General features: G+C 62.3%; 11 protein-coding genes. All 11 read left to right on the forward strand.

Annotated elements, in window-relative coordinates; translation table 11 throughout:
- Positions 1 to 67 precede the first annotated feature (67 nt).
- Positions 68 to 2,458 carry a PAS domain-containing sensor histidine kinase gene (locus tag AC07SU_RS14070; protein ID WP_494997349.1) on the forward strand — a complete coding sequence of 797 codons (2,391 nt, stop codon included), beginning with the start codon at positions 68 to 70 and terminating at the stop codon, positions 2,456 to 2,458.
- 18 nt (positions 2,459 to 2,476) lie between these two features.
- Positions 2,477 to 3,106, forward strand: coding sequence for a response regulator (locus AC07SU_RS14075; protein ID WP_176996600.1), 630 nt, complete (start codon positions 2,477 to 2,479; stop codon positions 3,104 to 3,106).
- Between the two features lie 307 nt (positions 3,107 to 3,413).
- Positions 3,414 to 4,526: an ABC transporter ATP-binding protein gene (locus AC07SU_RS14080; protein WP_176996599.1), complete on the forward strand. Its 1,113-nt coding sequence runs from the start codon at positions 3,414 to 3,416 to the stop codon at positions 4,524 to 4,526.
- Between the two features lie 43 nt (positions 4,527 to 4,569).
- Positions 4,570 to 5,610 carry an ABC transporter substrate-binding protein gene (locus tag AC07SU_RS14085; protein WP_176996598.1) on the forward strand — a complete coding sequence of 347 codons (1,041 nt, stop codon included), beginning with the start codon at positions 4,570 to 4,572 and terminating at the stop codon, positions 5,608 to 5,610.
- Between the two features lie 152 nt (positions 5,611 to 5,762).
- Positions 5,763 to 6,992, forward strand: a complete 1,230-nt coding sequence (locus tag AC07SU_RS14090; RefSeq protein WP_494997350.1) for an ABC transporter permease — start codon at positions 5,763 to 5,765, stop codon at positions 6,990 to 6,992.
- A gap of 12 nt (positions 6,993 to 7,004) precedes the next feature.
- Complete coding sequence (locus AC07SU_RS14095; protein ID WP_176996596.1) at positions 7,005 to 7,829, forward strand: ABC transporter permease; 825 nt, start codon at positions 7,005 to 7,007, stop codon at positions 7,827 to 7,829.
- A 200-nt stretch (positions 7,830 to 8,029) separates the two neighbouring features.
- Positions 8,030 to 9,178 (forward strand): iron-containing alcohol dehydrogenase, encoded by a 1,149-nt coding sequence (locus AC07SU_RS14100; protein ID WP_494997351.1) that lies wholly within the window; start codon positions 8,030 to 8,032, stop codon positions 9,176 to 9,178.
- Positions 9,179 to 9,262: 84 nt separating this feature from the next.
- Entirely contained in the window at positions 9,263 to 9,937 is a 675-nt protein-coding gene (gene rpe, locus AC07SU_RS14105; RefSeq protein WP_494997352.1) for a ribulose-phosphate 3-epimerase, read from the forward strand.
- Positions 9,934 to 10,752, forward strand: coding sequence for a phosphoglycolate phosphatase (locus tag AC07SU_RS14110; RefSeq protein WP_494997353.1), 819 nt, complete (start codon positions 9,934 to 9,936; stop codon positions 10,750 to 10,752). The genes rpe and AC07SU_RS14110 overlap by 4 nt, the downstream gene beginning before the upstream one ends.
- Positions 10,753 to 10,821: 69 nt before the next feature.
- Positions 10,822 to 12,303 carry an anthranilate synthase component I gene (gene trpE / locus AC07SU_RS14115; protein ID WP_176996593.1) on the forward strand — a complete coding sequence of 494 codons (1,482 nt, stop codon included), beginning with the start codon at positions 10,822 to 10,824 and terminating at the stop codon, positions 12,301 to 12,303.
- 10 nt (positions 12,304 to 12,313) lie between these two features.
- Positions 12,314 to 12,907: an aminodeoxychorismate/anthranilate synthase component II gene (locus AC07SU_RS14120; protein WP_078050412.1), complete on the forward strand. Its 594-nt coding sequence runs from the start codon at positions 12,314 to 12,316 to the stop codon at positions 12,905 to 12,907.
- The last annotated feature ends 2 nt before the right edge of the window (positions 12,908 to 12,909 follow it).

The raw sequence follows: 12,909 nt of genomic DNA on the forward strand, positions 1-12,909 counted from the left end.
CGGCCAGAAGTGATTCCAGCAGCCTAATGGGTTGGTCAGTATTTGTCAGTGATGTGAGACGTGGATCATGGGTTTTCGCTGTCTGCTGGTTATCGGCTGCTTGTGCTTTGCCTTGATGGCAAGTGCCGCGCCTGCGCCTGTCACACCCCAGGCGCAGCTCAATGCACAGCAACGTGAGTGGTTGGCTCAACACCCGGAACTACGAGTGGGCCTGGTGTTGCAAGCGCCTTATGCGCAATACGACCGACGCCTGCAGCGTTTATCCGGGGCCAACGTCGAGTTGATGCAGTGGTTGGCCAAGGCGCTGAACATCGAGCTGACCTGGCGCAACTTCCCGACCCAGGAGCAACTGGAAGCCGCCGTGCGTGAGGGCGAGGTGGACATCGCGCCCGGCCTGCAACAGACCCCGGCCGGCTTGCGCCTGTGGTTGTTCACCGACCCGTATATGCGCGTGCCCCAGCACATTGTCGGGATTCGCGAAGGCGGTGCCGCCGTCGACCTGGAAAAACTCGACGAACAATCCCGTGTCGCGGTGCGCATGCCCAGTGCCGTTGCCGACTATTTGCGCAGCACCTACCCCAAGTTGAATGTGCAAGGCGTGCCCATGGAGCGCCAGGCGTTGCAGTTGCTGGTGAGCCAGCAAGCGCGCTACGCCGTGGTGGATGAGGCGCAGTTGAGTCGGCTGTCGGGCGAGGCGGAATTCGCCGGGCTGGCCGTGGTGGGCGATATCGGCTTGCCGCAGTTGCTGCGGGTGGCCACGCGGCGCGAATGGCCAGAGCTGGCGAGCATCATGCAGAGCGCCTTGCGTGCCATCCCTGCCCGCGACCTGGACCAACTGCACAGCCGCTGGCTGCAACCCAAGTACCCAAGGCTGTCGGAGTCCCCAGGCTTCTGGCAAAACCTGAGCCTGTTGTTGGGCCTGTTCCTGCTGGCCAGCCTGGCGGTGGTGTTTTGGCAACGCCGTCAGCAGCGCGTGCTGGAGCACAACCTGTTGGCGGCCCGGGAAGAAAGCGCGGCGCGCGCCGCGGGCGCCGAGGCGTTGCGGCTGACGCAGTTTTCCATCGATCAGAGCACCGTGGGCATCCTGTGGGTCAACTGGGACAGCCATGTGCGCTACGCCAACCTGGCCGCCGAAACCATGCTTGGCTACAAGCCTGGCGCGTTGATCGAGCGCCCACTGATCGAATTCGACCCGACCCTCACCATGGACCGCTGGCTCAACCTGTGGAAGCGCGCCCGCGCCAGCGAAGATGGGCCGCAGAGTTTTGCCACCAATTGCCTGCGCGCCGATGGCAGCGTGTTGCCGGCCGATGTGTCCTTGAGCTTCTTGCGTTATGGCGGCGGCGAATACCTGGTGGTGTACCTCAACGACGTCACCGAGCGCCGCCGTGCCCTGGCCGCCTTGCAGGAAAGTGAAGCGCGCCTGCAGGGCATCGCCGCCAACGTGCCGGGGCTGGTGTTCCGCCTGGAGCGCTTGCCACGCAGTGAGGCCATCGAGTTCGCCTATATCAGCCAAGGCAGCGAAGGCCTGGTGGGTTACTCGCCGTCGGTGCTCAGTGATCCGGCCATGGGCATTCGCAGTCTGGTGCATCCCGATGACCGCGCCAGTTACCACCGCACCCAGGACCAGGCCATCGAGACTGAAAGCAACTGGTCGTGGCAAGGCCGCATCCTTACCCGGCTCGGGCAGCAGCGATGGGCCGACATCAAGGCCGTAAGCCGCCGCCTGGACGACGGCACGGTGGTCTGGGACGGGATTGTCTGGGACATCAGCGAGAGCAAGCGCATCGAGCTTGAGCTGGACGCCTCCCGCGCGCAGTTGCGTGAGCTGTCGGCCCACCTCGAAACCGTGCGCGAAGAAGAAAAGGCGCGCATCGCCCGTGAAGTGCACGACGAACTGGGGCAGATGCTCACGGTGCTCAAGCTGGAAACCTCCATGTGCGAGCTGGCGTATGCGCAACTTGACCCCGGGCTGCACGAGCGACTCAACAGCATGAAGCGCCTGATCGCCCAGTTGTTCCAGCTGGTACGTGATGTGGCCACGGCGCTGCGCCCGCCGATCCTCGACGCGGGGATCGCCTCGGCTATCGAGTGGCAAGCGCGGCGCTTCGAGGCGCGCACGCAGATTCCTTGCCTGGTGCAGGTGCCGGATAACTTGCCGAGCCTGAGTGACGCCAAAGCCATCGGTTTGTTTCGGATACTGCAGGAAGCGCTGACCAATGTGATGCGCCATGCCCAGGCGCATACTGTGGAATTGACCCTGGCGGTGGAAGGCAACGACTTGCGGCTGACCATCAGCGACGATGGCGTGGGTTTTGTCCAGGTTCAGGGGCGGCCGGTATCGTTCGGCCTGGTCGGCATGCGTGAGCGGGTGCTGATCATGGGCGGGCAATTGAGCCTGACGAGCGAGTTGGGGGAGGGCACCACCTTGAGCGTCACGGTGCCGTTGGATGCATAACGATAAGAGGAAACCCCTGTGATTCGCGTATTGGTAGCCGAAGACCACACCATCGTCCGTGAAGGCATCAAGCAATTGATCGGCCTGGCCAAGGACCTGCAGGTGGTCGGTGAAGCCAGCAATGGCGAGCAGTTGCTGGAGACCTTGCGCCATGTGCCGTGCGAGGTGGTGTTACTGGATATCTCCATGCCGGGGGTCAACGGTCTTGAGGCCATTGCGCGTATCCGTGCCTTGAACAATCCACCGGCGATCCTGGTGCTGTCGATGCACGATGAGGCCCAGATGGCCGCGCGCGCCTTGAAGGTCGGTGCGGCGGGGTATGCCACCAAGGACAGTGACCCGGCATTGTTGCTGACGGCGATTCGAAAGGTCGCGGCGGGCGGGCGTTACATCGATCCGGACCTGGCCGACCGCATGGTCTTTGAAGTGGGCCTCACCGATACGCGGCCGCTGCATTCGTTGTTGTCCGAGCGTGAGTTCTCGGTGTTCGAGCGCTTGGCCCAGGGTGCCAACGTCAACGATATTGCCCAGCAGTTGGCGCTGAGCAGCAAGACCATCAGCACCCACAAGGCGCGCTTGATGCAGAAGCTCAATATCACCTCCCTGGCTGAACTGGTGAAGTACGCCATGGAGCACAAGCTCTTGTGATCTTCGCCAGCCCCCTGTAGGAGCCGGCTTGCCGGCGATGAGGCCCTTAAGGCCAACGGTGATCTTGCGGGTGCAATCGCCGGCAAGCCGGCTCCTACAGGGGGCGCGTGTCTGTTTGCGACGTGGGCTTGGCAGCTGGACGCCCATTGTCGTGATTGCACTGTTCTATCCCCGCCATCCGTGTAGGGCAATCCTTACCCCAAACCTTCCATCCGGCTGATGCAATTCTCTCTCGGCCCCCGATTTCCGGGGCTTGCGGCCTGGACTACGCTTGTGCCACAGCAGTCCAAAACAAAAAGGTGCGGGTATGAGCGAGGTGGATTCAAATGATGTGCTGGTCAGCTTTCGTGGCGTGCAGAAGAGCTACGACGGCGAGAACCTGATCGTCAAAGACCTCAACCTGGAGATTCGCAAGGGCGAGTTCCTCACCCTGCTCGGGCCTTCCGGTTCGGGCAAAACCACCAGCCTGATGATGCTCGCCGGCTTTGAAACGCCGACCGCCGGCGAAATCCTGCTGGCCGGGCGCTCCATCAACAACGTGCCGCCGCACAAGCGCGACATCGGCATGGTGTTCCAGAACTACGCGTTGTTCCCCCACATGACCGTCGCCGAGAACCTCGCGTTTCCGCTGTCGGTGCGAGGCTTAAGCAAGACCGACATCAGCGAGCGGGTCAAGCGCGTGCTGAGCATGGTCCAGCTCGACGCCTTCGCCCAGCGCTATCCGGCGCAACTCTCCGGCGGTCAGCAGCAACGGGTGGCCCTGGCCCGGGCGCTGGTGTTCGAACCGCAGTTGGTGCTGATGGATGAACCCCTCGGCGCCCTCGACAAACAACTGCGCGAACACATGCAGATGGAGATCAAGCACCTGCACCAGCGCCTCGGCGTGACGGTGGTGTACGTGACCCACGATCAGGGCGAAGCCCTGACCATGTCCGACCGTGTGGCGGTGTTCCACCAAGGCGAGATCCAGCAGATCGCCGCGCCGCGCACGTTGTATGAAGAGCCGAAAAATACCTTTGTCGCCAACTTCATCGGCGAGAACAACCGCCTCAACGGCCGCCTGCACAGCCACACCGGCGAGCGCTGCGTGGTGGAGTTGGCGCGTGGCGAGAAGGTCGAGGCGCTGGCGGTGAATGTCGGCCAGGTCGGCGGCCCGGTGACCCTGTCGGTGCGTCCGGAGCGCGTCAGCCTCAATGGCTCCAGCGAAAGCTGCATCAACCGCTTCTCGGGGCGTGTGGCGGAATTTATCTATCTGGGCGACCACGTGCGTGTGCGCCTGGAAGTCTGCGGCAAGGCCGATTTTTTTGTGAAACAACCGATTGCCGAGCTGGACCCGGCGTTGGCGGTCGGCGACGTGGTACCGATTGGCTGGCAAGTCGAGCACGTTCGCGCACTCGACCCACTTCTAGAGGCGAATTGATCGCCCCATGGCTTCACCAACCCTGCACGTGGAGAGAACAACAATGTTGAGATCCCTGAAATTTTCCGCTCTGGCCCTTGGCCTGATTGGCGCAACCCAGGCCATGGCAGGCCCGGACCTGACGGTCGTGTCCTTTGGCGGCGCGAACAAGGCCGCACAGGTCAAGGCGTTCTATGCACCGTGGGAAAGCGCGGGCAACGGCAAGATTGTCGCTGGCGAATACAACGGTGAAATGGCCAAGGTCAAAGCCATGGTCGACACCAAGAGTGTGTCCTGGGACCTGGTGGAGGTGGAGTCGCCGGAACTGTCCCGTGGCTGTGACGAAGACATGTTCGAACCGCTGGACCCGAAACTGTTCGGCAATGGCGCCGACTATGTGAAGGGCGCTATCCAACCGTGCGGCGTGGGCTTCTTTGTGTGGTCGACCGTGCTGGCGTACAACGCTGACAAGCTGAAAGCACCGCCAGGCGGCTGGAAAGATTTTTGGGACGTGAAGCAGTTCCCGGGCAAGCGCGGCCTGCGCAAAGGCGCCAAGTACACCCTGGAATTTGCGTTGATGGCCGACGGCGTCGCACCGAAGGACGTCTACAAAGTGCTGGCCGGCAAAGATGGCCAGGACCGCGCCTTCAAGAAACTCGACGAACTCAAGCCTTACATCCAATGGTGGGAAGCGGGCGCCCAGCCGCCGCAATATCTCGCTTCCGGTGACGTGGTGATGAGCTCCGCCTACAACGGCCGCATCGCCGCTGTGCAGAAAGAAAGCAACCTGAAAGTGGTGTGGAACGGCGGCATCTACGACTTTGACGCCTGGGCCATCCCTAAAGGCCTGGCCAAGGACCGTGCTGACGCTGCGAAGAAATTCATCGCCTTCTCGGTACAGCCGCAACAGCAGAAGACCTATTCGGAAAACATCGCCTACGGCCCGGCCAACACCCAAGCCGTGCCGTTGCTGGCCAAGGACATCCTCAAGGACATGCCGACCACCCCGGAAAACATCGCCAACCAGGTGCAGATCGATGTGAGTTTCTGGGCGGATAACGGTGAGCAGCTCGAGCAACGCTTCAACGCCTGGGCCGCCAAGTAACCCCGCATAACCCTCTGTGGGAACGGGCGGGTGTAGGAGCTGGCTTGCCAGCGATGGCATCGCCTCGGTGTGACCATTGCACCGAGTCGTCAGCATCGCCGGCAAGCCGGCTCCTACAGAGTTGTAGTCATTTTCAAGATCTGGAGTTTTCCATGGCCATCGCCGCTCTCCCCACCCTCAAGCAGCGCCTGGCGCGTGCCGAGCGGGTCAACCGCTGGAAGGCCCAGGCCTTGATTGCGCCGCTGGTGCTGTTCCTGGTGCTGGTGTTCCTGGTGCCGATCATTGCACTGCTCTACAAAAGCGTGGGCAACCCGGAAGTGGTGGGCGGCTTGCCGCGCACCGTGGTGGCCGTGACTGCCTGGGACGGGCGTGGTTTGCCCGGTGAGCCGGTGTATCAGGCCCTCAGTGAGGACCTGGGCGAAGCGCGCAAAAACCAGACCTTGGGCGACCTGTCCAAGCGCTTGAACATGGAACTGGCGGGCTACCGCAGCCTGTTGACCAAAACCGCGCGGGCGCTGCCGTTCAGCGAAGCGCCTGCCTCCTATAAAGAAGCGTTGGAAAGCCTGGATGAACGCTGGGGCGACCCGGCGTACTGGCAGGCGATCCGGCGCAATACCAGCAACCTGACGCCGTTCTACCTGCTGGCGGCCGTCGACCACCGTATCGACGACTTGGGTGAAGTGGCCCCGGCCACGCCTGACCAGGCGATCTACCTGGACATCTTCGCCCGCACCTTCTGGATGGGCCTGGTGATCACCGCCATCTGTCTGCTGCTGGCCTACCCGTTGGCGTACCTGTTGGCCAATTTGCCGGCACGCAAAAGCAACCTGCTGATGATTCTGGTGTTGTTGCCGTTCTGGACCTCGATCCTGGTGCGGGTTGCCGCGTGGATCGTGTTGCTGCAATCCGGCGGCCTGATCAACAGCGCACTGATGGGCATGGGCCTGATCGACAAGCCCCTGGAGCTGGTGTTCAACCGCACCGGGGTCTACATCTCGATGGTGCACATTCTGCTGCCGTTCATGATTCTGCCCATCTACAGCGTGATGAAAGGTATTTCGCCGACTTACATGCGGGCGGCGATTTCCCTGGGTTGCCACCCGTTCGCCAGTTTCTGGCGCGTGTATTTCCCGCAGACCTACGCCGGTGTCGGCGCCGGGTGCCTGTTGGTGTTCATCCTGGCGATTGGTTACTACATCACCCCGGCCTTGCTGGGCAGCCCGAACGACCAGATGGTCAGCTATTTCGTGGCCTTCTACACCAACACCAGCATCAACTGGGGCATGGCCACCGCGCTGGGCGGCTTGCTGCTGCTGGCCACGGTGTTGCTGTACCTGATCTACAACCGATTGGTCGGCGCCAGCCGCCTGCGCCTGAGCTAAGGAGACCTTGCGATGCTGAGCCCTTATATGTCGCCCATTGAACGGGTGTGGTTCTACAGCTTGCGGATCCTCTGCGGCCTGATCCTGCTGTTCCTGATACTGCCGGTGCTGGTGATCATCCCGCTGTCGTTCAACAGCGGCAGTTTCCTGGTGTACCCGTTGCAAGGCTTCTCGCTGCATTGGTACCAGGACTTCTTCGGCTCGGCCGAATGGATGCGCGCCCTGAAGAACAGCATCATCGTGGCGCCTGCCGCCACGGTGCTGGCCATGGTCTTCGGCACCCTGGCGGCGATTGGCCTGACCCGTGGCAACTTCCCCGGCAAGGCGCTGGTGATGGCCCTGGTGATCTCGCCGATGGTGGTGCCGGTGGTGATCATTGGCGTGGCCAGTTACCTGTTCTTTGCGCCGTTGGGGCTGGGCAACAGCTTTTTCTCGCTGATCGTGGTGCACGCGGTGCTGGGTGTGCCGTTTGTGATCATCACGGTGTCGGCGACGTTGCAGGGGTTCAACCACAACCTGGTGCGTGCGGCGGCCAGCCTGGGCGCTTCGCCACTGACCGCGTTTCGACGGGTGACCTTGCCGCTGATCGCGCCGGGGGTGATTTCCGGGGCGTTGTTTGCCTTTGCCACCTCGTTTGATGAAGTGGTGGTGACGCTGTTCCTCGCCGGCCCCGAGCAAGCGACCTTGCCGCGCCAGATGTTCAGCGGCATCCGCGAAAACCTCAGCCCCACGATTGCGGCGGCGGCCACCTTGCTGATTGCCTTCTCGGTGTTGCTGTTGCTGACCCTGGAATGGCTGCGCGGCCGTAGCGAAAAACTGCGTACCGCACAAATTTAACTGTGGGAGCTGGCTTGCCTGCGATAGCGGTGGACCAGCTTGTTCATCTGGCACTGACACACCGCTATCGCAGGCAAGCCAGCTCCCACATTGACCGTGCCCACTTTGAATTGCCTCCGTATTCACTCGCTGAATAGCTGACAACACGCCACAGACAGCTACTCTTGTGCCAGCCCATTTCTGAATAAGAGGCCGCGCACATGAGTACTTCCTCATTCAAGATCGCCCACAAACTGCTCACCGGCGCTGGCGCCATCGAACAACTGGCTGCCGAACTCACTCGCCTGGATGTGGACAACCCGCTGATTGTCACCGACGCCGCGCTGGTCAAGTCCGGCACCGTGGCATTGGCCCTCGAACACCTGGGCGAGCGCACTTACGAAATCTTCGATCGCGTGCTGCCCGACCCCGAAATCGCTATCGTCGAAGACTGCATGCGCGTGTACCGCGAAGGCGGGCATGACGGCCTGATTGGCGTGGGCGGCGGCAGTGCCATCGACATCGCCAAGAGCGTGGCAGCCTATGCCGGTTACCACGGCGCGCTGGCGGACCTGTTCGGCGTCGACCAGGTGCCGCGCAAGGGCCCGCCGCTGATCGCGATCCCGACCACGGCCGGCACCGGCTCGGAGGTGACCAATGTGGCGATCCTCTCCGACAAGGCCGCGCAACTCAAAAAAGGCATCGTCAGCGATTACCTGCTGCCGGATGTGGCGCTGATCAGCCCGCAGATGACCCTGACCTGCCCGCGCAGCGTCACGGCTGCCAGTGGCGTGGATGCGCTGGTGCATGCCATCGAGTCCTACCTGTCGCTGAACGCCTCGCCAATTACCGATGCGTTGGCCATCGGCGCGATCAAGTTGATTGCCAGTGCGTTGCCCAAGGCCTACGCCAACCCGGCCAACCTGCAGGCCCGCGACGACATGGCCACCGCCAGCCTGATGGCCGGCATGGCGTTCGGCAATGCCGGGGTTGGCGCAGTGCATGCGCTGGCGTACCCGTTGGGTGGGCGGTTCAACATCGCCCACGGCGTGAGCAACGCGCTGTTGCTGCCTTACGTGATGCACTGGAACAAGCTGGCCTGTGTGGAGCGCATGCAGGACATCGCCCAGGCGATGGGGGTGAATGTGACGGGCCTGAGCGTCAACCAGGCGGCCGATCAAGCGGTCGACGCGATGACGCGACTGTGTGCCGCAGTGGAGATCCCCGCCGGGCTGCGCAGCTTTGGCGTGCCGGAGGAGGCCATCCCGGTCATGGCCACGGAAGCCGCGGGTATCGAGCGCCTGATGCGCAACAACCCGCGCAAGCTCAGTGCAGCCGATATCGAGAAAATCTACCGGGCTGCCTACTAACCGTTGAGTTAGGTCACGGTGCGCGCAGCAAAGCATGAGGTATACAATGCGCGCCATCGTGATTTAGCTCAAAAAAGGTGCGTCATGCAGCCCTTCGTCATTGCTCCATCGATTCTCTCCGCCGATTTCGCCCGCCTGGGTGAGGAAGTGGACAAGGTACTGGCCGCCGGTGCCGACTTCGTGCACTTCGACGTCATGGACAACCACTACGTGCCCAACCTGACCATCGGCCCGATGGTTTGCGCGGCGCTGCGCAAGTACGGCATCACCGCGCCGATCGACGCACACCTGATGGTCAGCCCGGTGGACCGCATCATCGGCGACTTCGTCGAAGCCGGCGCCACCTACATCACCTTCCACCCGGAAGCCTCGCTGCACGTCGACCGCACCCTGCAACTGATCCGCGAGGGTGGCTGCAAGGCCGGCCTGGTGTTCAACCCGGCCACTCCGCTGAGCGTGCTTGAGTACGTGATGGACAAGGTCGACATGATCCTGCTGATGAGCGTCAACCCGGGTTTCGGCGGGCAGAAGTTCATCCCCGGCACGCTGAACAAGCTGCGCGAAGCCCGCGCGCTGATCGATGCGTCGGGCCGTGACATCCGTTTGGAAATCGACGGTGGGGTCAACGTCAACAACATCCGCGAAATCGCGGCCGCTGGCGCCGACACCTTTGTGGCCGGCTCGGCGATCTTCAACGCGCCGGACTATAAGGACGTCATCGACAAGATGCGCGCCGAACTGGCGCTGGCACGTCCATGAGCGGCTTTGAGCAGCTGTTCCCCGGCAAACTGCCACGGCTGGTGATGTTCGATCTGGACGGTACCTTGATCGACTCGGTGCCAGACCTGGCGGCGGCGGTGGACGAGATGCTGCTCAAGCTGGGGCGCAAGCCTGCGGGGATTGAGTCAGTGCGTGAGTGGGTGGGCAACGGCGTGCACATGCTGGTACGCCGCGCCCTGGCCAACCACATCGATGCCGAAGGTGTCGATGACGTGGAGGCCGAGCATGCTTTGGAACTGTTCAACGCCGCCTACGAGGACGGCCACGAACTGACGGTGGTTTACCCCGGCGTGCGCGACACCCTCAAATGGCTGCACAAGCAGGGCGTGGAAATGGCCCTGATCACCAACAAGCCGGAGCGTTTTGTCGCGCCGCTGTTGGACCAGATGAAAATCGGCCGGTATTTTCGCTGGATCATTGGCGGCGATACCTTGCCGCAGAAAAAGCCTGACCCGGCGGCGCTGTTTTTCGTGATGAAAATGGCCAATATCCCGGCCTCCCAGTCCTTGTTCGTCGGCGATTCGCGCAGTGACGTGTTGGCGGCAAAGGCTGCTGGCGTGCAGTGCGTAGCGCTCAGTTACGGCTATAACCACGGCCGGCCGATTGCCGAAGAGTCGCCTGCGCTGGTGATTGACGACCTGCGACTGTTAATCCCCGGTTGCTTGGGAGCTGGCGCTGAGATAACGTTGCCCGACATTGATTCGTCCCCTTCTGGAAATTCCATCGTGGTGGTCACTCGCAAACTCTGGATGAAAGTCATCAAGGCCCTGGCCCGCTGGCGTTGGCGCGCCTGACTGATCCTGGCCGCGCTCTGCGGCACGTTTGCATACCTGACTGTTAGACCCTCAAGCCACGAGGCACACATGATCCGCGAAGAATTCCTGCGTTTGGCCGCTGCCGGCTATAACCGCATTCCCCTGGCCTGCGAAACCCTGGCCGACTTCGACACGCCGCTGTCGATCTACCTAAAACTGGCTGACGAGCCCAACTCCTACCTGCTCGAATCGGTACAGGGCGGCGAGAAGTGGGGCCGTTACTCGATCATCGGCTTGCCGTGCCGCACCGTTCTGCGGGTGCATGACCACCATGTGAGCATCACCCATGATGGCGTCGAGATCGAAAGCCACGACGTAGAAGACCCGCTGGCGTTCGTCGAAACCTTCAAAGCGCGCTACAACGTGCCGACCATTCCTGGCCTGCCGCGCTTCAACGGCGGCCTGGTGGGGTATTTCGGCTATGACTGCGTGCGCTATGTGGAAAAGCGTTTGGGCAAATGCCCGAACCCGGATCCGCTGGGCGTGCCGGACATTCTGCTGATGGTCTCCGACGCGGTGGTGGTGTTCGACAACCTCGCCGGCAAGATGCACGCCATTGTGCTGGCCGACCCGGCCCAGGCGGATGCGTTCGAACAGGGCCAGGCCAGCCTCGAAGCCTTGCTGGAAAAGCTGCGCCAGCCGATCACCCCGCGTCGTGGCCTGGACCTCAGCCGTCCACCGGCCGCCGACCCGGTGTTTCGCTCAAGCTTTACCCAGGATGACTACGAGCGCGCCGTCGACACCATCAAGGAATACATCCTCGCCGGTGACTGCATGCAGGTGGTGCCGTCGCAACGCATGTCCATCGACTTCAAGGCCGCGCCGATCGATCTGTACCGCGCGCTGCGCTGCTTCAACCCGACGCCGTACATGTACTTCTTCAACTTTGGTGACTTCCACGTGGTGGGCAGCTCGCCGGAAGTGCTGGTGCGGGTCGAAGACAACCTGATCACCGTGCGCCCGATTGCCGGTACTCGCCCCCGTGGCGCGACCGAAGAGGCCGACCAGGCACTGGAAGAAGACCTGCTCAGCGACGATAAAGAGATCGCCGAGCACCTGATGCTCATCGACCTGGGCCGCAACGATACCGGGCGCGTCTCGGAAATCGGTTCGGTGAAGCTCACCGAGAAGATGGTCATCGAGCGTTACTCCAACGTGATGCACATCGTGTCCAACGTCACCGGCGAGCTGAAGGCCGGCTTGACGGCGATGGACGCACTGCGCGCGATTCTGCCGGCGGGCACCTTGTCGGGTGCGCCGAAGATTCGTGCGATGGAAATCATCGACGAGCTGGAACCGGTGAAGCGGGGTGTCTACGGCGGTGCCGTGGGGTATTTCGCCTGGAACGGCAACATGGATACGGCGATTGCGATCCGCACGGCCGTGATCAAGGACGGGGAGCTGCACGTACAGGCCGGTGGCGGGATTGTCGCTGACTCGGTGCCGGCCCTCGAATGGGAAGAAACCCTGAACAAGCGCCGCGCGATGTTCCGCGCTGTAGCGCTGGCTGAACAGACTCCCAATTCCTGAGGTTTGCCCCATGTTGCTGATGATTGATAACTACGACTCCTTTACCTACAACGTTGTGCAGTACCTGGGCGAACTGGGTGCCGAGGTCAAGGTGGTGCGCAACGACGAACTGACCGTGGCCGAGATCGCCGCCCTGAACCCGGAGCGCATCGTGGTTTCGCCAGGTCCGTGCACGCCGACCGAGGCGGGCATTTCTCTGGAGGCGATCAAGTATTTCGCCGGCAAGTTGCCGATCCTGGGCGTGTGCCTGGGCCACCAGTCCATCGGCCAGGCCTTTGGCGGTGACGTGGTGCGCGCGCGCCAGGTGATGCACGGCAAGACCAGCCCGGTATTTCATCATGATCTGGGCGTGTTCCATGGGCTTAACTTGCCGGTGACCGTGACCCGCTACCACTCGTTGGTGGTCAAGCGCGAAACCTTGCCGGAATGCCTGGAACTGACCGCCTGGACCCAGCTGGAAGACGGCTCGGTCGACGAGATCATGGGCCTGCGCCACAAGACACTGAATATCGAAGGGGTGCAGTTTCACCCTGAGTCGATCCTGACCGAGCAGGGCTACGAGCTGTTCGCCAACTTTCTCAAGCAGAGCGGCGGCACGCGCTAAGG

It is taken from the genome of Pseudomonas sp. GW821-FHT05H12 (assembly GCF_059419385.1).

Bases quoted from the DNA above. Each gene is read 5' to 3' on its own strand.
- AC07SU_RS14070 (WP_494997349.1), top strand. From the start codon at position 68: ATGGGTTTTCGCTGTCTGCTGGTTATCGGCTGCTTGTGCTTTGCCTTG.
- AC07SU_RS14080 (WP_176996599.1), top strand. From the start codon at position 3,414: ATGAGCGAGGTGGATTCAAATGATGTGCTGGTCAGCTTTCGTGGCGTG.
- AC07SU_RS14085 (WP_176996598.1), top strand. From the start codon at position 4,570: ATGTTGAGATCCCTGAAATTTTCCGCTCTGGCCCTTGGCCTGATTGGC.
- AC07SU_RS14090 (WP_494997350.1), top strand. From the start codon at position 5,763: ATGGCCATCGCCGCTCTCCCCACCCTCAAGCAGCGCCTGGCGCGTGCC.
- AC07SU_RS14095 (WP_176996596.1), top strand. From the start codon at position 7,005: ATGCTGAGCCCTTATATGTCGCCCATTGAACGGGTGTGGTTCTACAGC.
- AC07SU_RS14100 (WP_494997351.1), top strand. From the start codon at position 8,030: ATGAGTACTTCCTCATTCAAGATCGCCCACAAACTGCTCACCGGCGCT.
- rpe (WP_494997352.1), top strand. From the start codon at position 9,263: ATGCAGCCCTTCGTCATTGCTCCATCGATTCTCTCCGCCGATTTCGCC.
- AC07SU_RS14110 (WP_494997353.1), top strand. From the start codon at position 9,934: ATGAGCGGCTTTGAGCAGCTGTTCCCCGGCAAACTGCCACGGCTGGTG.
- trpE (WP_176996593.1), top strand. From the start codon at position 10,822: ATGATCCGCGAAGAATTCCTGCGTTTGGCCGCTGCCGGCTATAACCGC.
- AC07SU_RS14120 (WP_078050412.1), top strand. From the start codon at position 12,314: ATGTTGCTGATGATTGATAACTACGACTCCTTTACCTACAACGTTGTG.